Here is a 25,304-nt window from a genome sequence, read left to right as displayed (position 1 = left end):
TTCTTCTATTCGCGAACGGTGATCGCCTTGATGTCTGTTGTCTTTGTGAGGCTTCCGACCATGTTGGCAAGCCTCTGCTTTCTAACGTTGGTTCTTGTAAATTGCACCAACGTCGCTCTGCGTTATGTCTGGAGTTCTCCGCTCTCTTGGGCCGAAGAAGTCATGATCTGCCTGACTCTTTGGGGGGTTGCGCTGATGTTCCCCGTTCTGACGTACCAACGGGCCCACCTTCGCATTAACCTTTTCGACTCTCTGATGTCATCGATTGGCCGAAGGATTAGAGGCGCAATCGAGAACATCGCGCTCATCGGAAGTGCAGGATTTGTCGCCTACCAGTCGTCAATTGTCATGCAGCTCTATTTGAATAGTGGCGAAACAACGACTGCAGCGCGCATGCCAATGTGGCTCTATCAAGGGTCGTTCTTTGCTGGTTTCACGTTAACGGCTCTTGCCGCTCTCTTTAGCCTACCGTCCTATCTTAAAGACGACGTTGAGGATCAGCAGGCTGTGCCGGAGACGGCAGAATGACTGGTCTGATCCTCACTGGTATGGTGATTGCCCTTCTACTGGGGTTCCCGATTTTTCTCTGTGTTCTGATCGCAGCGATCAGTCTAGTTGTGTTCGAGGTCGGCCTCCCTCACGTGATTTTGCATCAGGTGATGTTCGATAGCGTAAACAAGGGGTCCTTCCTTGCGTTGCCCTTCTTCGTTTTTGCCGGTGACATGATGTCTCGAGGGGGTGTCTCCGAACGGCTGCTGAACTGGGTGATGCTCGTTATGGGTGGGGCGCGAGCAGGGCTGGGTCTGTCTTCAATCTCGTTCTCAACGATTTTCGGAGCCATCTCCGGATCATCGACAGCCGCGGTCGCGACGGTCGGGCCACTGTCATATCCCAAGATGCTACAAAGTGGCTACAATCATGGGTTTGCCGCGGCGATCGTAATTGCCGGTGGTGGCATTGGGTCTCTCATTCCGCCCTCCATTGCTTTTATTCTTTACGGAATCGTCACAGAAACCTCCATTATTGACCTCTTCGCGGCAGGCATCGGTCCGGGTCTTGTGATGGCGGTTGCATTTTCGGTGTACATTGGCCTTCGGCTGCGACTGGCACACGCTGCCGAAGTCGCCTCTTCGGATGAAACGCCGAATAGTTCATTGAACGCAAAGTTTCGTGAAATCGTGCGTGCCTCTCTTGGTTCGATTTGGGCATTCGGAATGATTGCACTGATTTTCGTAGGGATTTATGGAGGCATCTTTTCCCCTACCGAAGCGGCCGGAGTATCGTCCGTCTATGCATTTATCGTCTCAACCCTGATCTATCGCGAAGTAACGTTGCGGGATTGTGTGGACATGGCGGGGCGCACAATGTTCCTGACTGCGATCCTCTTTCTAATCGTGTCCGTCGCTGCATTCATGGGTTGGCTCCTTACGATCAGCGGTGCTATCGGCACCATTACAGCGGCTGTATCAGCGATGGAACTCACGCCATGGCAGACGCTCTTAATCATCAATTTGCTGCTTCTCGTTGTCGGATGTTTCCTTGATCCAGGAAGCGCTATTCTCGTGCTGGCACCGGTTCTGCTGCCAATCGCGCAATCCATTGGCGTTAATCCGACGCATTTTGGGGTGATTATGGTCATGAACCTTGCGATCGGTGTGTTCACACCGCCGGTCGGGCTCAATATCTTCATGTTTCAGTCTCTCTTTAAGATAGACCTGCGTGCGATCTACTTCGAGCTCGTTCCATTCATCCTTGTCGCGTTCAGTGCGCTGCTTCTGGTAACATTTGTGCCCAGTATCTCATTGTTTATGGTGGAGGTTCTCGCGCGTTAAGTCAGTGCGATTGTGAACAGGGCCAATATGAGTGCCCAACTGGAAATCATGACCACATCGCGCCTGTAATCGACCGAGGGATCTTAGATAGAGTTGTAGGAAAGTTGAGGCTGAGGCCAGCTACAACGCCAACAATAACCGTCGAAACTGGCGGTGGATCAACCGCTGCGGTTTGCCAGAAAGGATCGAGTAGGTGTCACGGCTTGATCGCGACACATCGGAACGCAATGCATCCTGTCCTTCGGCTTTTTGACCGGAAGATGAATTACCCGTCTGGCCGAACGCGTGCGGAAGAGGCACTCCTGTGCCGGGGTCGCGGAAATTCGAGATTCGAACAGAGCGCAGCGGATTTTGAACGTTCTCACGAAAACTCGGAACGCATGAGTATTCAGAACGCAGATTAGCTGAATAGGTGAACTACTCAACAACCTGGACCATATCGGAGGCGCTCAGGCCATGCTCAGTTCAACCGATACGCCACCGTCAACGGGTGGCCAAAGATTCGATCGTATTTCCCGGATCAATCATTGGTTTACTGCCGCAGTTTTCCTTGTTGCATTGGGCATCGGTCTGGTGATCGACTACGCCGGGCTTTCCGAACAAATGACTTTTGCTCTTTATGACTGGCACATGCTGTTTGGCATCGTCGTGCTGGTGTACGGACTGTGGCGGGTCAGCTGGCGGATGGTCAATGGCTTCCCTGCGCCAGTCGACGGCACACCGCGTTGGCAGGAAAGAGCTGCGCATGCCGTCCACATCGGGTTGCTAATCGTCATCATCGTTATGCCGATATCTGGTATCGTAATGACGATCTCGGGAGGGTTTGATGTCGCTATCTGGGGTGTGGTTCTGGTCCCATCTATTGGGGAAATTGTGTGGTTAAATTCAGCGGCCGGGTTCACCCACTGGGCAATCTCAATGCTGATATTGGTGCTCTTAGCGCTCCATATCGGCGAGGTATTGAAGCATCATTTTGTCGATCGAGATGCGACTTTGAGCCGTATGCTCAGAGGTTCCAAAGAAGATATCTAGTTCTGTAGTGATTATGCGGCCCAACCAGAGCTTTTAGAGAGGTAAATGATGCACACGTCCCGCCGATCCTTTCTCAGATCAACCGCTGCCATTGGACTAACTTCTTTGGCTATGCCGGCCTTGGCGCAGTCCCTGCCAGCGTCCTCCTTGGGTGAGGTCCAGATCAATGCGGAGGCGATGGAACAGCTGCACGCCTTGGTGGTCATCCAGGGCGGAGAAGAAAGGCTGGCAATTGCACCCCGTGGGCCGGGGCTCGACCGCATTGCAAACATCAAATCGGTATCAAAGACGATTGTCGCGCTGCTGACGGGCATTGCCATTGACCGCGGCCATCTGAGTGGGCCGAACGCGCGCGTGTTGCCATTGCTTGATCGAGCGGAGACGGGGGACGCACGAGACAGCCTGACTGTTGGAAACCTGTTGTCCATGCAAACCGGTTTGGCCACGACCTCCGGTGCGAATTACGGCGCTTGGGTTTCGTCGAACGATTGGGTCGACTACGTGCTGGATGCCCCGGCAGAAAGCCGCCCCGGTGCTTTCATTTATTCGACGGGCGGATGGCATGTGTTGGGCGCGCTGCTGGCGCGTGTCACAGGACGGGATCTGCACAACCTGGCGCGGAATTGGCTGGGGGATCCGTTGGGGGTCGAGATTCCACGGTGGTACCGCGATCCGCAGGGGCTCTACCTCGGCGGAAACCAGATGGGCCTGACGCCTCGCTCCCTCGCGCGGATCGGCGAGATGGTTCGTCGGGGCGGTCTATGGAACGATACGCAAGTTGTTCCAGCAAACTGGATCGAAATGTCATGGCAACCGCGCGCGCGCTCGCCGTGGTCGGGAGATCAATACGGGTATGGTTGGTTTCTGACGCAAATTGCAGGGCAAGAGGCGGCTTACGGGCGGGGATACGGTGGGTAGCTTCTAGTGGTTGTGCCGGATCTGGATCTTACTGTTGTGATCACCTCTGATCCGAACCTCCCAGCACGTACGCAGGGTCATTTCGGGCAACTTATGTCGTTGATGAACAGCATTGCCGAGAACGTGTAGGCGTCGTTCTAGATTCAACCAATTGGCTGGTTCACGAACTCCATCGAGATCGGATTGCAACGACGGATCGCGCCAATTGCCTTTACAAAGGCGCTATACCTCCGATCGTACCCCGCGCTGGTGGCAGTATTGACGCCAGCTCATGCGGCAAACCGGCCGAACGGTTGGCACTATCACATCAGAGCGTGTAAGAGGCGTCAATCTGCGCTCAATTTCATCATTACACCTTCGTTGGTATGCGGGGGCAATTGAAGCTGCGGATGCCACGCAAAAGGTCAGGCTTTGGTGAGTGGTGTCGGTTTTTCCAATCCTTTTTCGCCTCTGAGAACAACTAGCGCGCCCGCGAATATGATCGCGACACCGCCACCAGTCCAGAGTGACGGGATTTCGCCGAAAGCCCAGAAACCCAGTGCAATTGCAGTCAGGATCGACGCATAGCCAAAGAAGGATAATAGGCGCGGCGAGCAGGGCACGAATGAACACCGCTTGACCAGGTGGAACGGCATCTGCAGTCGCCTTGATACAAGCCAGCATACTGCTCAAGAGAACAACGGACAGCAATTTGTAACCAATTCCTTTGAAGGTCTGGCTTGAGCTTTCGTCAAAATTGGCTTCGTTTAGCGAAGAGCGCATTCGACAAAATTTGGTCAGATTGCGCAACACTCGACCTTATCTTTTCTACAGGTTTCAACGTCGGTATGTCGCGACCATCAGGACGATGTCCTGTTCATTGAAACAATGTGGGCAACCTCTTTGAGAGTCAAGTCAGAGCTGGTCCACCAACCAAGAATGTAACACTGACCCGTTTTGGGTTTGCCGCAGATTCCAACTCGTGGGTAGGGTGAAGCAGCTTAAACAAGACGGCGAACAAGCAGTTCCCCGAAGTGCGTTAGCGTTAGGTGCGCTTGGTATTGGACAACCAATCATAGCATGACAGCAACTCGTCGGCGACTTTGTCGATTTCATCTAAGTCGACAGTGAATCGCAGCCACTGAAGGCGCTTGCTACGAAATCCGATAAGTGTCTCAAGGAGGCCGTCGAGACAAAAAACATCCATACGTCGTCTCAAAATAATTTTGAACGATCAAGGCATTTTGATGCACTTTCGAGTGTTTAACGTACAACGTTGGCCGCCTAACTGAATTGAACACAGTTAAGGAAGCATCGGATGATCTTAGTAACAACACCGACTGGCGATATCGGCTCACGTGTCTTGACGCGGCTGATGACTGACACGGAATTGCCTATCAGGGCGATCCTACGCGAACCGAGCAATTTGCCCCTTGCGCTGCGCAAGCGTATCGATGTCGTTGAAGGGTCTCACGGGGATGCAGAGACTATCGGTGCTGCCTTAGAAGGAATTGATCGCGTATTCTGGTTGCCGCCTGGTGATCCGACGGCGGAGAGCGCCAAGGCAGCTTATGTCGATTTCTCGCGCGCTTTCGCGGAAGCGCTGCCGACAACCTCTGTAACGCACGTTGTAGGCGTCTCTGCATTGGGCCGGGGGTGGAACCATTATGCGGGACTCGTCTCTGAGAGTATTGCGATGGACGATATGATCGCCAAGACCGGAGTCGCCTATCGGGCACTGGCCTGTTCTTCGTTAATGGACAACCTCAAACGGCAAACACAGTCCTTGCGCGACGGCAAATTTTTCGCGCCCACGCCTGCCTATCTGCCTCTTCCACACGTGGCAAAGTCCGACGTGGCTGCGGTGGCTGCAGGTTTGCTATCGCGGGTCGATTGGAACGGCGCAGAGGACATTCCGCTGCATGGTCCAGAAAACCTGACATTTGCAGAGATTGCCAAGACTTTGACGGACGTGCTGGGCCGACCAGTCGTTTTTTCCGAAGTGTCGATGGAAGGATTTGCCGAAAGCCTGCGGAAGAACGGCGCCAGCCCAGGCATGACGCAAGATTACGTCGCGATGCTGACAGCCAAAAATGACAGAATGGATACTCTGCTGCGAGACACACCTCGTCACAACACCCCAACCACGTTCCGCACATGGGCTGAGGCCGAACTACGGCCCACCGTGCTGGATTAAACTTCACCGCCAACAAAAAGGAAAACTCGATGACAACCGATCTTACGACCAATCGCAGACATCTGATGCAAGCTTCCGCCGCCGCGCTGATCACTGGCGCCTTGCCCACAGTTGCGTCCGCACAGGAGGCCACTGATGCGGGGCCGACAACGTATCCTCAGCCAAGCGTCGACGCCCGATTTGCCGCAGAAGTCGCACCAGGGATTTTTGTGATCCCGGATCAGCGCATCCCGCTCGTTCCCAATGTTGGCATCATCGTCGGGACAGAACGGGTGCTTGTCGTGGATTGCGGGCTTGGGGTCGACAGTGCAGAAGCAGTGATGGAAACCGCGCGCCGGCTGGCGTCCGGACGCGAAATCGTTTTGACGCTGACCCATGCGCATCCCGAACACGGTTTTGGCGCACAGGTTTTCGCACCGGATGCACAGATTTTCTATAACCGTGCGCAGGCTGATCATCTTGCGCGGGCGGGGCAGGGCCTTCTCGACGGGTTCCGGGCTGGGGTGCTTCCGGCGGAACATCAATTCCTTCTTGACGGAATCGAAGTCACGATGCCGGATGAGACCTACGACGGCGCGGAGACGCGTTTGGATCTGGGTGGGCGTGAGGTCGTGTTGCGATCGGTCGGACTGGCCCACTCCCCAGGCGATCAGATTATCGAAGTCCCTGACGCAGGCGTTCTTTTCGCGGGTGATTTGATCGAAGAGCGGATCTATCCGATCGTGCCCTATTTCCCGCCGTTGATCGGGGCTGAGGATATTGATTTGCTCGCTTGGCGGATGGCCCTATCCGGAATTGAAGAACTTGCTCCGGCGCTGATTGTCCCCGGCCACGGAAGCCTCGGCGGTGTCGAGATTGCACAAGACGTCGCCGGTTACTTGGATGCTTTGGACGAAATAGTCGCAAATGGTGCGGATATGGAAATGATGATCGCCGAGGTGCAGCGCCGCTATCCCACGTGGGAACAGGCAAATTATATCCCGCCCGCATTGGAGTATCTGAGGCGCTAGATAGTTCGTTGAGTAGATGAATTGGGCTTTATCACGGTCGGCGGCCGACCATCGCGCAGCCGGGTCGACGGGTGACAAGTACTTCGGCTGAACCGGCGTCGCCGCGCCGAAGGCCGCGTCGTCAAGCGTAGCCAGATACTCGGATGTCGCGCGGCTGGCGTGCTCTCCCGGAGCCCAGTCGTCGGGCGCGATCCCGTCCTCGCGGTTGGCGTCAGCTTTGATCAGCGACGCGTCGACGCCGAAAGCCTCGCCACCGACCAACCCTTTTTGGATACAGCGCGCCAAGACGTCCTCGAAGAGAAGGCGAAACAAGTCGCAATCGCGGAACCTTCCGTGGCGCTTCTTTGAGAACGTTGAGTGGTCGGGAACCGGGTCGTTCAGATCCAGACCGCAGAACCAGCGATACGCGAGGTTTAGACGGACGTCCTGGCAAAGCCGCCGCTCCGATCTGATCCCGTGGCTGTAGCCGATGATCAGCATCCGCAGCATCAGCTCCGGATCGATCGAGGGTCGACCGATCCGGCTGTAGAACGGCTCGAGCCGAAGACGGATATCGGAGGGATCCACCAACCGATCGATGCTCCGCAGCAGGTGGTCCTCCGGGACATGATCTTCGAGACTAAACTCGTAGAAAAGGCTCCGCTGAAGTGTCTGGCGCTCGCCCATCATGACCGCGATCTCCTGCTTTCACAGGAAGCTTGAATCAGCCCCAAACCCCGCTTTCAACCCGACTTTTTCAACAAAACCGGCCGACTTTGACTTCGGCAGACCCGTTGCATGATCATCGACGCAGTCCAGACTTTCTTCATTCTCCGGCTAACAGTGACGAAGGCGAAACCACGCGTTTCGGAACCAACGCATGCAGCGCTTCTGGTTGAAGATGTGTATAGCGGCGCAGCATTTTCCAGTCTCTGTGGCCTGTCACCAGCGCGACCTGTTCAATGGTAAGCCCTGCTTCGAAAAGGCGACTTGTGCCTTCGTGACGTAAATCGTGGAAGTGCAGATTCCTCACGTCGACGCTTCTACAGGCTCGTCGAAAGGCCGTGCCGACCGATCGCGAGTTGTAAGGAAAAATCCTGTCGTCAAAACGTCCGAAACTCTTTGCATGAGCGATGAGAAGCGCCCAGGCGTCGAATCCGGTGGCGGCGAAGAGCGGGATGCGCTGGTCATTTCCGGTCTTGTTGCGCGGGTCTTTTCTGTCCCGGATCATGAGCATGCGGCGGTCGACATCGAGATCGTTCCATTCGACGCGGCAGATCTCGTCGAGCCGCATGGCCGTGGCGACCGCGAACTTCACGATCCGGGTCATGGGCAGCGTCAGGCGCTCATTGTCATCGAAGCAACGGAACAATCGGTTCAACTCGTCTGTGCGGGGGCGTCGATCCCGCTCTGTACCCTTGCCGATGAGGCCAAGGCGTTTAAGCGCGACATGCGCCAGATCGACGGGCTCCGGAGAAATATCGAGACCGTGGACCGCGGCCGCATGGGTGATGATCATCTTGATCACGCCGATGTCGATCCCGAGCGTGACCGGGCCCGCACCTTGCTCCGCACGCATCTTGCCGTAGTCGATCAGCATCTGCCGGTCGAGGTGCCCGATCCGCTCCTTGCCGAGATCGCGCTTGAGCGTGGTCAGCGTGGCGGCCTTGCTGCGACGCGGCGGTTTCCCTACCTCGCACATATCGGTTATATGAAGGTCGATGAGGTCGCCAAAGGTCTGGAGGCTGGAGACGGACGACTTGTTCGGCGCCAGCCCCTGATCGACCCGGGTCTCCGCCTGGCGGGCCCAGCGATGGGCGTCGTCGCGGCGGAGGAAAGTCTCGCTCGCGTAGCGGCCCTTTCGTCTGATCTGGACCCGGTAGGCGCCAGAGGGGAGCTTGGTGATGGAGGCCATTCTCGTGTGCGCTGTGTGTGCAATGAGTCGTCGTAGAGGGGCAAATTCGGGGATATTGAGGCGTATTCCAGCGTAGCAGCATTCGCCGCCAACAGTTTGAAGATACATAAAAAATGCAACTAAATCAACATTCTAGATTGTCTATTGCGCCTATGATGGATTGGACTGACCGGCACTGCCGCCATTTGCATCGATTGCTAAGCCGACAGACGCTACTTTACACCGAGATGGTCACATCGGCGGCGCTTGTGCGCGGGCAAGCCCTGCATCTTCTGGAACAGTCACAGGAGGATCACCCTGTCGCACTGCAACTGGGCGGTTCGGATCCGGATGAGTTGGCGCGGGCCGCGAAGCTCGGGGTTGACGCCGGGTATTGCGAGGTCAATCTCAATGTGGGGTGCCCGTCTGACCGGGTGCAGTCGGGATGTTTCGGCGCGGTGTTGATGGAGCAACCCGGGCTCGTGGCAGATTGCGTTGCCGCCATGAGCGATGCCGTCGCGGTTCCGGTCACGGTCAAATGTCGGATCGGAGTGGATGACCAGGATCCGACGGTCCTTCTGCCGGCCTTTCTCACGCATGTCATCGGGGCGGGATGCGAGCGTGTGAGCATTCACGCACGCAAGGCGTGGTTGCAGGGCCTCAGCCCGAAGGAGAATCGGGACATCCCCCCACTTGACTATGATTTAGTGCTGCAGATGAAAGCCAGGTTCCCCGACCTGCACATTACGATCAATGGTGGCATTACATCACTGGATCAGGCTCAGGCTTTTCTGGCGGCAGGTCTGGACGGTGTGATGATCGGGCGCGCTGCCTACCACGATCCGGCGGCAATTCTGTGTGAGGCCGATCCGCGGATCTTTGGCGTTGGCAAAGCCAGTGTGCCTGAGGATGCTGTAGTGCAGATGCTGCCATATGTTGATGACCACCTCGCAAAGGGCGGCAAGCTCGGACAGATCACCCGCCACATGCTGGGACTATTCGCGGGACGACCCGGCGCGCGCGCCTGGCGGCGCATGTTGTCAGAGGGGGCTCATCGGCAGGGTGCGAGCCCGGACCTGCTGCTCGAGGCGTTGCGACAGATCGGGCCGCGCAATGATCTGCAGAGAACGGGCTAGCCGTGCAGAGCAGAGGGCGTCTCAGCGGTGCAACATGGCGGGCTGATCGAGCGGAGGGGTGCAGATGTTGGACGGCACGCACCGCCCTTTGCAACCCTAATGTTTGCGAGCCGCGCCTTTGGCCATCAGGCCTGACCTCTGGCGGCGAATGTCGTGACCGCCACTCCTTCGAATGACCGATCCGGCGACCTTCTTTGAGCAGGGCTGGGCAATTTTCCCAGCCGAGCCGACCGTTACCAATTGGGTGAGGCACGCACTGCCGCACGCTCAGGCCGCGGTCAAGGCCCCTGAAAATGCACACCTGTTGCAATGTGAGCGAACCTGGTTTGTCGGCCTCGACGCGCTGCCCAATGATCCGGCGGGCCGGATCGCCGAGGGTCCCCCGCTCGATGGTCGAGCCGTTGCTTTCGCCGCCAGCGAGTGTGGTGGATGGCCCGCTCTGCATCCGGCGCAGATTTCGGTGACATATCCTGGCTATCCGCGCCCGCGGGCCGGCGAAACAGAGGCCGGCTTTCGATATCGTCTGGACCGCGACGCCGCACATGTGGACGGTGTCATCGGCGTCGGGACACCCAAGCGGCGGTTTGTTCAGGAACCCCATGCTTTCATATTTGGGCTGCCGATGACAGAGGCCTCCCCTCAGGCTGCACCCCTGGTGGTGTGGCCCGGCAGCCATCTGATCCTGCAGGCCGCGTTTCGCGCAGGTCTTGCGGGCGCATCGGGGGACTTGTCGCAGGTCGACGTCACCGACATCTATCAGGCTGCGCGTCGCAAAGCCTTCGAGAGCTGTACGCGCAAAGCGATCCACGCCCCCGTTGGTGGCGCGATCCTGCTGCACCGTATGCTGGTGCATGGTGTCGCGCCTTGGCAGGAGAACGCATGGGCTGGAGCCGATGGCCGGATGATTGCGTATTTCCGACCGCAGATCCGCGGCGGGATTTCGGCGTGGCTCAGTGCGCGGTGAGGCCATTGCGTGCGTTGCACGTGGTGCAGTTCGGGCATACCGGCCGTGCGCGCGATTTGCAGCGTATTCCCCTTGGCAAGCCTGAGCCCAGCACTTATACGCGCAGCCTGATCCTCATCGGAGACCCCAAGCATGGTTGGCAGCGCAAACCTCAACATCATGATCAAGGCTGCCCGCCGCGCGGGACGGGCTCTGGTCAAGGATTTTCGCGAAGTGGAGAATCTGCAGGTTTCCATGAAGGGCGCGGGAGATTTCGTCAGCCGGGCCGATCTCAACGCGGAGACGATCATCAAGGAAGACTTGATGGCTGCACGTCCGACCTATGGCTGGTTGGGTGAAGAGGGTGGGGGCGAAGACGGGCAGGACCCCACCCGCCGCTGGATTGTCGACCCGCTGGATGGCACGACGAACTTCCTGCACGGGTTGCCGCATTGGGCGGTCTCCATCGCGCTTGAGCACAAGGGCCAGATCGTCGCCGGTGTCATTTTTGACCCGGCCAAGGACGAGATGTTCTTTGCCGAGAAGGGGGCGGGGGCCTGGATGAACGACAGCCGCCTGCGGGTCTCGGGGCGGAGCAAGATGATCGAGGCGCTGTTCTCCACCGGGCTGCCCTTCGGTGGGCGGTCCGACCTGCCGGACACGCTGAAGGAAATGGCGCGTGTGGCACCCGTCTGTTCCGGAATCCGGCGCTGGGGGGCGGCGGCGCTCGATCTCGCTTACGTCGCTGCGGGGCGCTATGACGGGTTCTGGGAGCGGCGGCTGAATGCATGGGATATCGCGGCCGGTCTGATCATCGTCCGCGAGGCGGGTGGACTGGCCGAGCCGATCGAGCCGGACGGCAACATCATCGAGGATGGAACGATCATCTGCGCGAACGAGGCGCTCTTTGCGCCGCTCGCAAAACTCGTACGGATCTGATCAGCTCCAGGGGCCGCGGGGGCGGCGCTGTCGACCCACTTTGGGAATGCTGCTTGCACCGATCCTGTAACGTGCCTGAGGATGCGGTGGGCGTCCATCCGTGCGGTCCCAGAACGCAGGTCCGCCCCGCCGGATCCAGAGCGGGCTGATCAGGGCCAACCCGGCGATAAATCCGCCGGCGTGCGCCCAGTAAGCCACGCCGCCTGCATCCGGGTCGGAACCGATGCCTCCGGCAAATTGCAGCGCAAACCACACCGCGAGCATGATCCAGGCGGGGATCGGAAAGATCCGGAAGAACACGATGAAGATGATCAAGATGTCCACTTTCGCCTTGGGAAAGAGCAAAAGATACCCGCCCATCACCCCTGCAATCGCGCCGGAGGCACCCACGGTCGGGATGACTGACCCCGGCGCCGAGATGTATTGCACCCATCCTGCAGCGATGCCTGCCGCGAGGTAGAACAGGAGATAACCCAGATGGCCCAACTCATCTTCGATATTGTCGCCGAAGATGTAGAGGAAGAGCATATTGCCGGCCAGATGCATCCACCCACCATGCAAAAACATCGACGTGACCAACGTGTACGTGCCCTGGCCGGCTTCGAGCCGTGCCGGGATCAGGGCCCAGTCGATCCAGAAGGCGTTGATCAGCCGCGCCTCCTGCATGATGCCCACGTAACTGAGGAAAATCCCGATATTGGCGGCCATCAGGATGTAGGTCACATACGGCGTCCGGCCTGACGGGTTGTGATCACGGATCGGAAGCATGGCCCCACGCTGCGGGATTGGACCAACGGCGTCAAGAGAGCAGGTCCGACGCGGCGCTGCGTCAGGTCGCCGCTCCCAACAGGGCCGCGTTGCCGCCCGATGCGGTCGTGTCGACGCAGACGTGACGTTCTGCACGGACCCGGGTGAGATCGGGGCGCCCGGGGATCACCGGGATGATCGGTCCCGGGCGCGCGGCGAGGGCGCGTTCCATCTCTCGTCCGGTCTCTTCGTCCCCCCACCACAGGACGCCCCCATAGCTCGGGCCATCCGTCAGCTGCTCGGGAACCACGGTTCCTGTCGCAACGACTGCGACGCCGCCGATAGCTCGGACGGAACGGGCCTGTTCGGCGGCGGTGTCCGGCCCGGGGCCGGCGCAAAGCAGCGCGGCACGGGGCTGTGTGCTCAACCGGTTGGATTCGCCCGTGGGTCCGGGCAGGCTTTGAGCGGTGACAGGGGCTGCCAAGCCCGTTGGAAGCACCGGCAGCTGGGTCATCTCGTTCTCCCAGGTGTCGGTGGGTGTCTCGCGGTCCGGGGCCGCAAAGCGTGGCAGATAGTTCGGCCCGCCGGCTTTCGGCCCGGTCCCCGAGAGACCCTCGCCGCCAAAGGGCTGGCTGCCGACAATGGCGCCGATCTGGTTGCGGTTCACATAGATGTTGCCCGCCTCGATCCGATCCGAGACGTGTTGGACCCGGTCGTCGATCCGGGTGTGCAGGCCAAAGGTCAGCCCGTATCCTGTCGCGTTGATCGTGTCGATCACATCGTCGAGCTCGTGAGACTTGAACGTTGCCATATGCAACACCGGTCCGAAGATCTCGCGCTCCAGATCCTCGATACTGGTCACCCGGATCAAGGTTGGAGCGACGAAGGTGCCCTGGGTTGGCGTTTCAAGCTCCGCGATCACGCGTCCCTCGTGCCGGGCCTCTGCGATGTGATCTGCGATGCCTTTGCGGGCGGCCTCATCTATGACCGGGCCCACGTCTGTCTTCAGGTCCCACGGGGTGCCAAGGCGCAACGCCCGCATCGCACCCACCAGCATCTCGGTGAAACTGGTCGCGATGTCCTCCTGCACGTAGAGACAGCGCAGCGCGGAGCAGCGTTGCCCGGCAGACTGAAAGGCGCTTTCAATGATTGATTGCACAGCCTGTTCGGGCAGGGCGGTGCTGTCGACAATCATTGCGTTGAGCCCGCCGGTTTCCGCGATCAGCGGTGTTCCAGGCGTGCAATGCTCGGCCATGGCCGCGCGAATGCGCAGCGCGGTAGCAGTTGATCCGGTAAAGGCGACCCCGCAAACGCGTGGGTCCGATGTGAGCGCGGCTCCGATCTCGCCGCCGCCCGGCAGAAGCTGCAGCGCGGCTCGCGGGACACCCGCGTCATGCAGGATGGAGGCGGCGAGACAGGCTGCAAGCGGTGTTTGCTCTGCCGGTTTGGCCAGCACCGCGTTGCCTGCCGCCAGCGCGGCAGTCACCTGTCCGCAGAAGATCGCGAACGGGAAATTCCATGGAGAGATGCAGGTGAAGACGCCTGCGGCTGGTGTATCGGTTGCCTGCGCTGCGTAATACCGCAGGAAATCCACCGCCTCGCGCAGCTCCGCCACGCAGTCGGGCAGGGTCTTGCCTGCTTCCCGCGCAAGAACGGCGAAGATCTCGCCGAAGCGGTTCTCCATCTGATCCGCGGCCGCTTTCAGGATCCGGCGCCGGTCCGGCAGAGGCGCCGACCAAGCCCGAGCCTCCGCAAGCGCGGTCTCGACATCCACCGCCGTTGCCGGCTGCACCGCGCCGGGGCTGTCGCCAGGGTTCGCCGGGTTGATCACCGGTGTGACTGTGCCACTTGGGTCTGCCTTGCCAGCCAGAAGAGGCCGCGCCTGCCACTGATGGGCCGCAAAGGCATCCCGCGCCGCGTAGATCTCGTCCAGGGTCTGGCTATGGGTCAGATCGAACCCTCGTGCATTCTCGCGCAGCGGTTTGAACAACTCCGGGCCGGTTGCGATGGCGGGGGCAGATGCGCTTGCAAGCATGTCAAAAGGATCGGCTGCCACAACGTCCGGCGGCACGTCTTCATCGACGATCTGGTTGACGAAACTGGAGTTCGCGCCGTTCTCCAGGAGGCGCCGCACCAGGTAGGCCAGCAGATCACGGTGTGCGCCGACGGGCGCATAGATGCGGCAGCGGGTCTTGTTCCGTGCCATGACCAGTGTGTGCAATGTCTCGCCCATCCCATGCAAGCGCTGGAATTCATAGGTCTCCGGGTCCTCCGCCAGATGCAGGATCGCCGCGACGGTATGGGCATTGTGCGTGGCAAACTGCGGATAGATGTGATCAGTCATCCCAAGCAGCCGCTTGGCGTTGCAGATGTAGGACACGTCGGTCGCCGCCTTCCGGGTAAAGACGGGGAAGCCATCCACCCCGTCGACCTGTGCGGATTTGATCTCCGTGTCCCAATACGCGCCTTTGACCAGCCGGACCATGATCCGGCGATCATGCCGTTCGGCCATATCGTAGAGGGTGTCGATGACCGTTGCCGCGCGTGGCCCATAGGCTTGCACCACGACGCCGAAGCCGTCCCACCCAGCGAGCGCAGGCTCGGCCATTACGCGGTCGATCACATCAAGCGACAGCGCCAACCGGTCCGCCTCCTCAGCGTCCACGTTCAGGCCCATGCCCGCAGACTTGGCCAGCAACGCGAGGGCCCGCAGCCGCGGGACGAGGTCGGTCATCACGGCCTCTTCCTGTGCGACTTCATACCGGGGATGCAGTGCGGAGAGCTTGACGGAGATGCCCGGGTTCTTGCGGATGTCTTCGGATGTGCAGGCCGCGGCGATGGCCGAGATCGCCCGAGAATAGCTGAGATGGTATCGTTTGGCGTCGGCTTCGGTCCGGGCGGCTTCGCCCAGCATGTCGTAGGAGTAGGTGAAGCCTTTGCTCTCCATGTTCGCCGCACGCGCCATGGCGCTGGTGATGTCCTCGCCGAGCACGAATTGCCGCCCCATTTCCTTCATCGCGCGGCTGACGGCGGTGCGGATCACCGGCTCGCCCAATCGCTTGATGGCGGCGCGCAGATGACGCACGGGGCCTGGCTGCTCGTCGTCAAGCACCCGCCCCGTCAGCATCAGCGCCCAGGTGGAGGCGTTCACGAGGCTCGAGGTGGAATGCCCGAGGTGGCGCCCCCAGTCCGATGGGGCGATCTTGTCTTCGATGAGTGCGTCGATCGTCTCTGCATCCGGAACCCGCAACAGGGCCTCAGCCAGACACATCAGCGCAACCCCCTCATCAGTGGAGAGCCCATATTCGGCCAGGAAGACCTCCATCAACCCAGGCGCTGTCGACGTGCGGATATCCCGCACCAACTGGGTCGCGTCTTCGGCAATCCGGGCGCGTGTGTCCGGGGTCAACGCCGCCTGTGCGATCAGATCTGTCAGGATGCTGTCGGGGTCGGCGTATTTGTGAGCGTCGATCAAGTGGCGCAGAGAGTGGGACATGTCGCGAGCCATGGCAGGGATCCTCAAGGGGCGAGTTTGATCTAGTATACTGCAGGTAACGCAGTCATAATGACCAAAGGTGGGATATCCGTGAGGCGATATGATCAAAATGATGCTGCATGAAGAAAAAAATGAACAAGCGGCGCTGGACCGGTTTGACCGGGCGATTCTATCGGTCCTTGCGGAGGACGGGCGGATCAGTATCACCGATCTGGCCAAGCGGATCGGGTTGTCCAAGTCACCCACCCAGGCGCGGCTGCGGCGGCTGGAGCAAAGCGGTGTGATCATCGGCTATCGCGCGCTTCTCGATCCGATCCAGCTTGGTCTGGACCATGTGGCCTTTGTCGAGGTCCGGCTGAGCGACACGCGAGAGGCGGCGCTGACGGCCTTCAACGCAGCGGTCGCAAAAGTGCCGGAGATTGAGCAGGCGCACATGATAGCCGGGAATTTCGACTATCTTTTGAAGGTGCGCACGCGGGACATGGCCCGGTACCGGGCGTTTCTCGGCGATACGATTTCAGGTCTGCCGCATGTGGCGGGAACATCGACGTTCGTGGCGATGGAAGCCGTCAAGGAAACGATGCTCGCCGATCCGGCTTGACGCTCAGCAGCAGCGCGACAGATCATAGCGTATGAAATCACTGTTCATCCTCTGCATGGTCATCGCCATGCCCGCCTTTGCGGAGTGTCCGGCGCCTGCCGATGTCTCCGATGATCTGGAGGCGCTTTTCTCGGCAGCGCGCACGGCAGACAACGAAGGGGCGGGGCGCGCAATCTCGGGCCAGATGTGGGAGCTGTGGCTCAAGGCACCCGATCCCGCGGCCCAAGAGGTTCTCGATCGCGGTATGCGCAAGCGTGAGGTCTATGACTTCGTCGGCGCCTTGAGCGATTTTGATCGGCTGGCGGCGTATTGCCCGGATTATGCGGAGGGCTTCAACCAGAGGGCGTTTGTGCATTTTCTGCGTGGTGACTATGCCCTTGCGCTTGTTGATCTGGACAAGGCACTGGAGTTGCAGCCGCGTCATGTGGGGGCGCAATCGGGCCGTGCGCTCACCTTGATGAACCTTGATCGGATCGACGAAGCGCGCGCCCAGCTTGAGGATGCGTTGAAGAACAACCCCTGGCTTTCAGAACGATTTTTGCTGTCAGACGGAGGACCGCTCGCGCGGCAGGGAAAAGACATCTGACCCGTTTACACGGTGTTCGCCTGCGCTATGGTGCGCGTCGCGCCCGCGTGGTGGAATGGTAGACACAGGAGACTTAAAATCTCCAGGCAGCAATGCCGTGCCGGTTCGAGTCCGGCCGCGGGTACCACCATCCAATCGAGAGAACCGTATGTGACCTGCCATCGTGGGGTCTCTACAATTTCGATCATTTGAAGCAAATCACGTCAATTTTGGCGCGGCTTGTTTGGCCCGCGCGCCTGTGCCTGCAGAGCTGTTAAGTGCTCCGTAACACCTCAGTTGTACAGCTTTTGATCAGCCTTTGATCGCTGGATTGTCGATGATGCCAGCGGCGATTTGACCGCCTTAGAAGGATCTGCTGATGTCGATTTTGAAACGCCCGCAGCTAAGCGCCCATTCATTCAACAGTCTTTTTGTAAAATGTACCCTCATGGTGGTGGTCTGCGTCGTTGCGGTGGTGTCTGCCATCGTTGTCGTGAATGGAAACATGCGGCAGCAACTGACATCGGAATCGTTGAGTGCCCGTGCCTCCGAGGTGACCGGATTGCTGGCTATGCAGATGGGCGGGTCCATCAAGTTCGGCAATACCAATGCGGTGGAACAAATTGTCGACGGCGTGATATCCTCGGCGAAGCCTGACGCGATCGGGGCACTCGTGATCAGCACTACGGGTGCCGTCTTGTACAACCAGGGCGACGCGGTGTTCGATGCGGATGCTGCGTCCGCTCTCGCACAGTCCGCCCTCGATCAAGGTCAGACGATTTTGTCGGATGACGGTCTGTCTGCTGCGGTACCCTCCACATTTGGGGATGGCGATGCGGTTGCCGGTGTGGTTGTGACGAGTTGGAGTAACGCCAGCCAACTGGCCCAGATGCAGGCGATGCAGAACCGCGCCTTGCTGACCGGCCTGGTCGTCATGGTCGTTGCCGTCAGCCTCGCGGGCTACTTTTTGCGCAGCCAGATGTCGCGTCCGATTGTGCGCCTCACCTCTGCGATGGGCGATATCGAGCAGGCGAAGTACGACATTGACGTGCCTTTCACCCAACGTGGTGATGAAGTCGGCCAGATGGCGCGCCGATTGGACACCTTCCGGCAGGCTTTGTCTGATGCGAAAGAAGCCGAGCGCGAAAGCGCCTTCAAGAGCGCGGCTTTTGAAGGGTCGACCGCGCCCATGATGATGGTTGATGAAAAGCTGAAGGTGATTTTTATCAACCCGACCTGCGCGCAGTTGCTGGGTGATATCATGGCGGACCTGCAGAAGGTTTGGCCTGATCTGAAAACCGGTGAGATGCTGGGCGCGGACTTGTCGAATTTCAGCGAACTGCAGGCCCATACACGCAACATCGAAGCCGGCGGGCTCGGCGTTCTGCCGATCTCACATGCGGCGAAGATCGGCGATGCGCTGATTGCGGTGAACATGAACGCGGCAACCAATGATGCAGGTGAGATGATTGGCGCGGTGATCGAATGGTCCGACGCCACGGAAGCCACGCGGAATGCAGCGCTGCTTGAGACAATCGATCATGGACAACTTCGGATCGAATTCGATGCCAGCGGGCAGGTTGTCGGTACCAATCCAAATCTGGTGACACTTCTCGACGTCAGCAATAATGCGATCATGGGCTGCGCGTTCCAGGAGATCTTTGAAGGATCGGCGGACGGCGAAATGGATGAACAGGACCTGAAACGCCGTGTTCTGACCAGCGACGCGGAAAGCGATGCGGTGTTCGGACGTTTCCTGATGAAGCGCGCCTCAGACGGCATACCTCTGATTGTTGAAGGTAACTTTGCGTCTGTCCCATCTCCGGACGGTCAACTTGAACGCGCCATTTTCCTCGGTACGGATGTTACGGAAAGTGCCGAAGCCGTGCGCCAGGCTGAAGCAGAGCGCATGCGCGTCGCAGAACAACAGCGCAATGTCGTCGAGGCGTTGGGTGTCGGGCTGCAGTCCTTGGCCGAGGGCGATTTGACCTCTGAAATCATCACCGAGTTTCCCACTGACTATGAAAAACTGCGGGCGGACTTCAATGCCGCAGTTCGGGCTCTCAAGGATACAGTCGGTGCCGTGGTACAAAACTCCGAGTCGATCCGCAATGAAACTGCCGAAATCACGACCGCGGCGGATGATTTGTCCCGTCGGACCGAAAAGCAGGCCGCAACACTGGAAGAGACGGCTGCGGCATTGGACGAGTTGACAAGTTCGGTCAAATCCGCTGCCGAAGGCGCGGATGAAGCCTCAACGATGTCTGCGGATGCGCAATCCAATGCGGAGAAGGGTGGAGAGGTCGCCCGTCGTGCGGTGGAGGCAATGGACGGGATCAAAACCTCGTCGCAAGAGATTTCAAAAATCACGACGGTCATCGACGATATTGCCTTCCAGACGAATCTTCTTGCGCTCAATGCAGGTGTCGAGGCCGCACGCGCCGGAGAGGCAGGTCGTGGCTTCGCGGTTGTTGCGACCGAGGTTCGTGCTCTGGCGCAACGGTCATCTGATGCGGCCCGGGAGATCAACGCTTTGATTTCCAGTTCGGGCGAGCAGGTCGAACAGGGCGTCGAACTCGTGGACAGAACAGGGACGGCTCTGGCGTCGATCGTCAGTTCGGTGTCGGAAATCTCCAAACGTGTCTCGACAATCGCTACATCTGCACGGGAGCAATCCGCGGGTCTCAACGAGATCAACACGGCCGTGAATGAGCTCGACCACGTGACGCAGCAAAACGCGGCCATGTTTGAGGAGACCACAGCGGCCAGCCATGCGCTGACATCGGAGGCGGATGCACTGGCTGCCGCGGTGGCGCGTTTCAAGCTTCGTGCGGTGGCTCCAACGACCAAGGCGCCGACCTCCAAGCCCGTTGAGGCCCAGCCTACGCGAGCGGCCACGCCTTCTGCCCACGGCAACGCCGCGCTGAAAGTGGACCCCGAGGATGATCTCGATATCGAGGCCGGGTGGGAAGAGTTTTGATCTTCAAAAGCCGGGCTAAACGAGAGTGTCGCGGCCGCGATCGCCGAGACGATGTCATCGGTCGGTGTGTGTTTTAGCCCGTGCGTTGTCCTGAGAACCGCTCCTGCCAAGCCTCGCGGTCCTCATCGCTGATCTTTGCGAAGAGAACCTCCGGAACTGCAAAAGTATGGCCTGGGCCGAGCCGATCAAGAAAAGTGGTGGGGTCATCCGGCCAGATGGGCTTGTCGACGTTTAGACTGGCCAAGATCTTTTGGCTGGCGTCCGGCAGAAATGGCGCCGACAGAACCGCAAACAGATGCGCCATGTTCAGGCCCAACCGCGTTTGTGCTGCGGCTGCTTCGGGATCTGTCTTGAAAGTTGTCCATGGCGCCACGGTCTGCAGATATTCGTTACCGCACACCCAGATCGCACGCAATTCCTGCGCTGATTTCCGGACCTCCATCGCCTCCATCTGCGCCTCGTAGCGCTTCAGACGCGTTTCGATCTCGCTGATGGCCGCCGTTTCGGGCTCCCCATAGCCCGCGCCGCCCGGTACCACTTCGCCGAACTTCGAGCTGCAGAACTTGGTGATGCGGCTGATGAAATTGCCCAGCACGTCCGCAAGGTCCTTGTTGACGGCGCTTTGGAAGTTCTCCCAGGTAAATTCGGAATCGCTGCTCTCCGGTGCGTGGCTGAGCAGCCACCAGCGCCAATAGTCGGCAGGCAGGATCTCGAGGGCCTGATCCATGAAGATGCCCCGGCCCTGCGATGTCGAGAATTGTCCACCATCGTAGTTCAGGTAGTTGAACGACTTGAGATGATCGACCATCTTCCACGGTTCACCCGAGCCGATCAGGGTTGCGGGAAAGCTGAGCGTGTGAAACGGCACGTTGTCCTTGCCCATGAATTGCGTGTAGCGCACGTCATCGGCGCCCTTGTCCATCCGCCACCACCGCTGCCAGTCCTCCTCGGACAACCCATTCGCCTCGGCCCATTCGCCCGCGCAGGCGATGTATTCGATGGGCGCATCGAACCAGACATAGAAGACCTTGTCCTCCATGCCCGGCCAATCGGCATCCCCCTTCCGGACCGGGATGCCCCAATCGAGGTCGCGGGTGATCCCGCGATCCCGCAGCCCCTCGCCATCATGCAGCCATTTCTTTGCGATCGAGGTGGTCAGAACCGGCCAATCGGTCTTGGAGTCGATCCAGGTGTCGAGCTGATCTTTCAGGGCGGACTGTCGCAGGTAGAGATGTTTGGTGTCCCGTACTTCCAGCTCCGTCGCACCGGAAATCGCGGATCGCGCGTCGATCAGATCCGTCGGATCGAGTTGCTTGGTACAGTTCTCGCACTGGTCGCCGCGGGCCTTGTCGTAGCCGCAGTTGGGGCAGGTGCCCTCGATGTAGCGATCCGGCAGAAACCGACCGTCCTTGACCGAATAGACCTGTTTTTCAACCACCTCGCGGATCAGCCCGGCCTCGGCCAGCCGTCCGGCGAAATGCTGGGTCAGTGCGTGGTTCTGCGGGCTCGAGGAGCGCCCGAAGTGATCAAACGACAGCCGAAAGCCCCGGGCGATTTCGGCTTGGACCGCGTGCATTTCGGCACAGTAGTCGGCGACGGGCTTGCCCGCTTTGGCGGCCGCCAGTTCCGCCGGGGTGCCGTGTTCATCGGTTGCGCAGAGAAAAAGCACCTCATGGCCGCGCGCGCGCTGGTAGCGTGCGAACAAATCGGCCGGCAGCTGGCTGCCCACCAGATTGCCCAGATGCTTGATCCCGTTGATGTAAGGAATGGCGGATGTGATCAGGTGACGCGCCATCAGGAGCCTCGTGTATTCAGACAGTTTGGCCTCGTCTATCGCAGCTTGCCCGCAAGGGCCACGGGGAAATGGCCGTCGGTGCTGTACCGGTTAGTCCTCGCCGGGATCACGGCTGCGGCGGAGCAGGCGCCCGATGGTGAAGGAGGTGCGCGGTGCGTATGTGTATTTCGTGCGTTCCTCCGGCGCCGGGCGCGCGCGCATCCGCGTCAGCCCGAAGACGACCAGAAGGGCGTGGCCCACTGCCATCAAGACAAAGAGCGCCGCCGGACCATAGCGGTCGATGAGCAGCGACGCGGTATAGGGCGCGGCGATGGCGCCCAGGGCGAAATAGAACATCAGGGCCGCGGACAGCTCGACCCGCTCCTCGTCGCTTGCGAAATCATGGGCATGCGCCGCGGCGACGGAGTAGATCGGAAAGGTGGTCAGCCCGAACAGCCCAGCTGTCAGCATGATCCCGAGCGTGCCGAGACCGGCCGCGGAGATCGTGATGGCAGAGCTGATGATGGCCGCGATGGAGAGCCAGATCAGAACGCGCCGACGATCGTATCGGTCGGCCAGCCATCCCACCGGATATTGCGCCAGCGCACCGCCGAGCACGAAGGCGGACAGGAAATAGGCGATCTGGTCGACGGTCAGCCCCACCTCCTGGCCGTAGACCGGCCCGACCATCCGGAAGGAGGAACTTGACAGGGCGGCAACAACGACAGCCGCCGCTGCCAGGGGTGAGCGCTCGTGTGCGAGGCGCGGTCGCAGTCTGGGCGAAGCAGGGGTCTCGGGTTGGCGGACGGTTGTGAGGGTCAGCGGCAACAGTGCCGCGCAGCAGATGATCGCCAGGAGATTGTAGGAGACGTAGCTCGCGGGCTCCAGGATGCCGATCATCATCTGGGCCGCGATGGAGCCGGTCATATCGACGATCCGGTAGACGCCGAGCGTGCGCCCGCGGGTCTGATTGGTGACCTTGGCCTGCAGCCAGGCTTCGATGACCGTGTAGCACCCCGCGACGCAAACGCCGGAGGCGATCCGCATCACCGCCCAGGCGTAGGGGTCGACCACCAGCATATGGCTCATCAGACCGATGGCACCTGCGGCGGTGAACGCGGCGAAGGCGCGGGAATGACCGACGCTGCCCATCAGGCGCGGCGCCCACCAGCAGCCGATGAAAAAGCCCAGGAAATGCGCGGATCCGAGCAGACCGATGTCCTGTTTGCTGAACCCCAAGGCCAGGCCGGACAGTGCATCGAGCGGTCCGACGCCACCCGAGGACAGTTGCAGCAGAAGCACCGACAGGAACAGGGCGGCGAAGGAGATGAGCAGGCGCATGGTGCAGGCAGACCTAACAGCCTGGTCGGCGGCACCTTGCAGTTATTCGACAAACTCGCGTCGTTTTTAGCTGCGGCGCTGGATTTCCGCGCTGATGTCGAGATCGACCGGGTCGGCGACCAGTTTGGGATAGCCAATAGCGCCGAAGGCCGAGCGGCTGAGCGTGCCGGTGAGGCGGATGGTCAGGACGGAGAGATCGTCCGGCGCAGAGCCTGGCGGTCGGGTCAGGCTGGCATCGAGGCTCAACGGGCGCGTGACGCCGCGCAGGGTCAGCTCCCCGTCGATGCGGGCGCCTTCGGAAATGCGCCCGTCGCGGCCCAAACGCACGCGGGTCGACCGGTAGCGCACCATTGGATGGTTCTGCGCATCGAGCACCGAGGGGCTGAGCAGCGCCTGCGTGATGAACACCATGCCGGTTCGGGCCCCGCGCACATCGGCTGTCACATCGGCGCTGGAGCGGGTCAGGTTGGCGGTATCGACGCGGATGTCCGCCGCGCTTACAGGCACGGTGCCGGTCTGGGTCGCGCCGCTGAAGTCGAAGAGAAAGGCGACCCGGGAGCGCGCGCTCACGAGGTCGTAGCGTTGGCTGGCTGCGCCTCCGGCTGTCGCCCAACTGGCCAGCCCGGCGGCGACAAAGAAGCGTCGTGACAGAAGAAGCGCCATGGATGCCTGTCTCCTTGCGTCCCCTGCCTCAGATAGGCCGCCGCGCGCGCTTTCCAACACCGTCACGCGGACTTGATCCTGAACGGCGATGTTGCACCGCGCGAAACCGGCTTGCAGCATGCGCCGGTGCAGGTAGTGTGACCCGGTTGTGAACGAGAGGACCACCACAATGAAGATGAACCGGCTAGGGCGGACGCAGATCGAGGTGTCGGAGTTTTGCCTGGGCTCCATGACCTGGGGCACGCAAAACACGGCGGAAGAGGCACATGATCAGATCGACCGGGCCCTGGACGCGGGGATCAACTTCATCGACACCGCCGAGATATATCCGGTGAACCCGGTGAGTGCCGAAACGGTTGGCCGCACGGAGCGGATCATCGGCCTCTGGTTCGAGCGGGACATGCGCCGGGGGGATGTCATTCTGGCCACCAAGCATGCGGGTGAGGGGCAGGCGGCGGTGCGGGAGGGCGCGCCGATATCCTCGCAGACCATTGCCGAGGCGGTCGAGGGGTCGCTGCGTCGGTTGAAGACCGATTACATCGATCTCTATCAGTTTCACTGGCCCAATCGCGGCAGCTACATGTTCCGCAAGAATTGGACCTATGATCCGTCCAGCCAACTGATGCTGGACACGCAAGCGCATATGGAGGATGCCCTTGGGGCGCTGCAGGACGAGGTCAAACGCGGGACGATCCGCGCCTTCGGGCTGAGCAACGAAAGCGCCTGGGGTACGGTGAAGTGGATGGAGGCGGCAGAGCGCGTGGGCGGGCCGCGGGTGGCGTCGGTGCAGAATGAATATTCCTTGCTGTGCAGGCTTTTCGACACCGATATGGCCGAGATGAGCGTTCAGGAGGATGTCCCTCTGCTTGCCTTTTCGCCGCTGGCCGCCGGGCTTCTGACAGGCAAGTATCAGGACGGGGCGGTGCCCGAGAAATCACGCATGTCTCTCAATGGCGATCTGGGCAGGCGCAAGACCGACCGGGCCTTCGAGGCGGTGCAGGCCTATCTGGAGATCGCCGCGCGCCATGGGCTGGACCCGGTGCAGATGGCGCTGGCCTGGTGCAAGACGCGGCCTTTCATGGGCTCCATCATTTTTGGATCCACGACGATGGATCAGCTGGAAACCTGTCTTGGCGCGATTGACCTCGACCTTGAGGATGCCGTGCTGGATGAGATTTCCGCAGCGCATCGCCAGCATCCCATGCCTTACTGACGGATCGGGCTTGCGCCGGGCGCCGATCGGGGGTCGTATCGCGACATCGCGGGGGTTTCGTGTGC

Annotated in this window: 20 protein-coding genes, 1 tRNA gene and 1 pseudogene; 14 read left to right on the top strand and 8 right to left on the bottom strand. The window is 60.1% G+C overall.

Annotated elements, in window-relative coordinates:
* Nucleotides 1-30 precede the first annotated feature (30 nt).
* The 4 genes from Q1A71_RS17125 to Q1A71_RS17110 all read left to right on the top strand — a co-directional run bounded on the left by Q1A71_RS17125 (nucleotide 31) and on the right by Q1A71_RS17110 (nucleotide 3,782).
* Nucleotides 31-528, top strand: a complete 498-nt coding sequence (locus tag Q1A71_RS17125; RefSeq protein ID WP_299679061.1) for a TRAP transporter small permease — start codon at nucleotides 31-33, stop codon at nucleotides 526-528.
* Nucleotides 525-1,832, top strand: coding sequence for a TRAP transporter large permease (locus tag Q1A71_RS17120; protein WP_299679058.1), 1,308 nt, complete (start codon nucleotides 525-527; stop codon nucleotides 1,830-1,832). Before Q1A71_RS17125 ends, Q1A71_RS17120 begins: the two co-directional genes overlap by 4 nt.
* A 456-nt stretch (nucleotides 1,833-2,288) precedes the next feature.
* The gene (locus Q1A71_RS17115) at nucleotides 2,289-2,864 is read left to right on the top strand and encodes a cytochrome b (protein WP_299679055.1); all 576 of its coding nucleotides are present in this window, start codon (nucleotides 2,289-2,291) and stop codon (nucleotides 2,862-2,864) included.
* Between the two features lie 111 nt (nucleotides 2,865-2,975).
* On the top strand, nucleotides 2,976-3,782 hold the full coding sequence (locus Q1A71_RS17110; RefSeq protein WP_366140289.1) for a serine hydrolase: 807 nt from the start codon (nucleotides 2,976-2,978) through the stop codon (nucleotides 3,780-3,782).
* A gap of 404 nt (nucleotides 3,783-4,186) precedes the next feature.
* On the opposite strand, the gene Q1A71_RS17105 is transcribed toward Q1A71_RS17110, so the two are convergent.
* Complete coding sequence (locus tag Q1A71_RS17105) at nucleotides 4,187-4,417, bottom strand: hypothetical protein (protein ID WP_299679052.1); 231 nt, start codon at nucleotides 4,415-4,417, stop codon at nucleotides 4,187-4,189.
* Nucleotides 4,418-5,079: 662 nt separating this feature from the next.
* Between Q1A71_RS17105 and Q1A71_RS17100 the strand changes: the two genes are divergently transcribed.
* Nucleotides 5,080-5,958: an NAD(P)H-binding protein gene (locus Q1A71_RS17100; protein WP_299679051.1), complete on the top strand. Its 879-nt coding sequence runs from the start codon at nucleotides 5,080-5,082 to the stop codon at nucleotides 5,956-5,958.
* Between the two features lie 29 nt (nucleotides 5,959-5,987).
* The gene (locus Q1A71_RS23680) at nucleotides 5,988-6,968 is read left to right on the top strand and encodes an MBL fold metallo-hydrolase (protein ID WP_366140281.1); all 981 of its coding nucleotides are present in this window, start codon (nucleotides 5,988-5,990) and stop codon (nucleotides 6,966-6,968) included.
* Here the strand turns inward: Q1A71_RS23680 and Q1A71_RS17090 are convergent.
* Both Q1A71_RS17090 and Q1A71_RS17085 read right to left on the bottom strand, forming a co-directional pair.
* Nucleotides 6,966-7,637: pseudogene (locus Q1A71_RS17090) on the bottom strand (transposase); the annotation flags it as partial. The gene Q1A71_RS23680 and the pseudogene Q1A71_RS17090 sit on opposite strands and share 3 nt — an antisense overlap.
* Nucleotides 7,638-7,773: 136 nt before the next feature.
* Complete coding sequence (locus tag Q1A71_RS17085) at nucleotides 7,774-8,862, bottom strand: site-specific integrase (protein WP_299679047.1); 1,089 nt, start codon at nucleotides 8,860-8,862, stop codon at nucleotides 7,774-7,776.
* A gap of 113 nt (nucleotides 8,863-8,975) precedes the next feature.
* On the opposite strand from Q1A71_RS17085, the gene dusA reads away from it, so the two are divergent.
* The 3 genes from dusA to Q1A71_RS17070 all read left to right on the top strand — a co-directional run bounded on the left by dusA (nucleotide 8,976) and on the right by Q1A71_RS17070 (nucleotide 11,859).
* Complete coding sequence (dusA, locus tag Q1A71_RS17080) at nucleotides 8,976-9,977, top strand: tRNA dihydrouridine(20/20a) synthase DusA (RefSeq protein WP_299679044.1); 1,002 nt, start codon at nucleotides 8,976-8,978, stop codon at nucleotides 9,975-9,977.
* A 304-nt stretch (nucleotides 9,978-10,281) separates the two neighbouring features.
* On the top strand, nucleotides 10,282-10,941 hold the full coding sequence (locus Q1A71_RS17075; protein WP_299679041.1) for a phytanoyl-CoA dioxygenase family protein: 660 nt from the start codon (nucleotides 10,282-10,284) through the stop codon (nucleotides 10,939-10,941).
* Between the two features lie 132 nt (nucleotides 10,942-11,073).
* Nucleotides 11,074-11,859 (top strand): inositol monophosphatase family protein, encoded by a 786-nt coding sequence (locus tag Q1A71_RS17070; RefSeq protein ID WP_299679038.1) that lies wholly within the window; start codon nucleotides 11,074-11,076, stop codon nucleotides 11,857-11,859.
* Here Q1A71_RS17070 and Q1A71_RS17065 read toward each other — a convergent pair whose 3' ends face one another.
* Together Q1A71_RS17065 and putA are read right to left on the bottom strand one after the other, a co-directional pair.
* The gene (locus tag Q1A71_RS17065; protein WP_299679035.1) at nucleotides 11,860-12,627 is read right to left on the bottom strand and encodes a rhomboid family intramembrane serine protease; all 768 of its coding nucleotides are present in this window, start codon (nucleotides 12,625-12,627) and stop codon (nucleotides 11,860-11,862) included.
* 61 nt (nucleotides 12,628-12,688) lie between these two features.
* On the bottom strand, nucleotides 12,689-16,114 hold the full coding sequence (gene putA / locus Q1A71_RS17060; protein ID WP_299679032.1) for a bifunctional proline dehydrogenase/L-glutamate gamma-semialdehyde dehydrogenase PutA: 3,426 nt from the start codon (nucleotides 16,112-16,114) through the stop codon (nucleotides 12,689-12,691).
* Nucleotides 16,115-16,211: 97 nt separating this feature from the next.
* Between putA and Q1A71_RS17055 the strand changes: the two genes are divergently transcribed.
* The 4 genes from Q1A71_RS17055 (at nucleotide 16,212) to Q1A71_RS17040 (ending at nucleotide 20,248) form a co-directional block, all read left to right on the top strand.
* Nucleotides 16,212-16,703 carry an Lrp/AsnC ligand binding domain-containing protein gene (locus Q1A71_RS17055; protein WP_299679148.1) on the top strand — a complete coding sequence of 164 codons (492 nt, stop codon included), beginning with the start codon at nucleotides 16,212-16,214 and terminating at the stop codon, nucleotides 16,701-16,703.
* A gap of 31 nt (nucleotides 16,704-16,734) precedes the next feature.
* Nucleotides 16,735-17,289 carry a tetratricopeptide repeat protein gene (locus Q1A71_RS17050; RefSeq protein WP_299679029.1) on the top strand — a complete coding sequence of 185 codons (555 nt, stop codon included), beginning with the start codon at nucleotides 16,735-16,737 and terminating at the stop codon, nucleotides 17,287-17,289.
* A 41-nt stretch (nucleotides 17,290-17,330) separates the two neighbouring features.
* Nucleotides 17,331-17,416, top strand: a tRNA-Leu gene (locus tag Q1A71_RS17045).
* A gap of 231 nt (nucleotides 17,417-17,647) precedes the next feature.
* Nucleotides 17,648-20,248, top strand: coding sequence for a methyl-accepting chemotaxis protein (locus Q1A71_RS17040; protein ID WP_299679026.1), 2,601 nt, complete (start codon nucleotides 17,648-17,650; stop codon nucleotides 20,246-20,248).
* A 73-nt stretch (nucleotides 20,249-20,321) separates the two neighbouring features.
* Here Q1A71_RS17040 and metG read toward each other — a convergent pair whose 3' ends face one another.
* The 3 genes from metG to Q1A71_RS17025 all read right to left on the bottom strand — a co-directional run bounded on the left by metG (nucleotide 20,322) and on the right by Q1A71_RS17025 (nucleotide 24,026).
* Nucleotides 20,322-22,043, bottom strand: coding sequence for a methionine--tRNA ligase (gene metG, locus Q1A71_RS17035; protein WP_299679023.1), 1,722 nt, complete (start codon nucleotides 22,041-22,043; stop codon nucleotides 20,322-20,324).
* Between the two features lie 90 nt (nucleotides 22,044-22,133).
* Entirely contained in the window at nucleotides 22,134-23,363 is a 1,230-nt protein-coding gene (locus Q1A71_RS17030) for an MFS transporter (RefSeq protein WP_299679020.1), read from the bottom strand.
* Between the two features lie 66 nt (nucleotides 23,364-23,429).
* Nucleotides 23,430-24,026 carry a YceI family protein gene (locus tag Q1A71_RS17025; protein ID WP_299679017.1) on the bottom strand — a complete coding sequence of 199 codons (597 nt, stop codon included), beginning with the start codon at nucleotides 24,024-24,026 and terminating at the stop codon, nucleotides 23,430-23,432.
* 169 nt (nucleotides 24,027-24,195) lie between these two features.
* Here Q1A71_RS17025 and Q1A71_RS17020 point away from each other — a divergent pair, with 169 nt between their 5' ends.
* Nucleotides 24,196-25,239 carry an aldo/keto reductase gene (locus Q1A71_RS17020; RefSeq protein WP_299679014.1) on the top strand — a complete coding sequence of 348 codons (1,044 nt, stop codon included), beginning with the start codon at nucleotides 24,196-24,198 and terminating at the stop codon, nucleotides 25,237-25,239.
* The last annotated feature ends 65 nt before the right edge of the window (nucleotides 25,240-25,304 follow it).

Origin of the sequence: uncultured Roseobacter sp., assembly GCF_947493125.1 — a bacterium.
Classification (GTDB): domain Bacteria; phylum Pseudomonadota; class Alphaproteobacteria; order Rhodobacterales; family Rhodobacteraceae; genus Roseobacter.
Note: the sequence above shows the minus strand (reverse complement) of the source record. Positions and strands in the feature narration are given on the sequence as shown.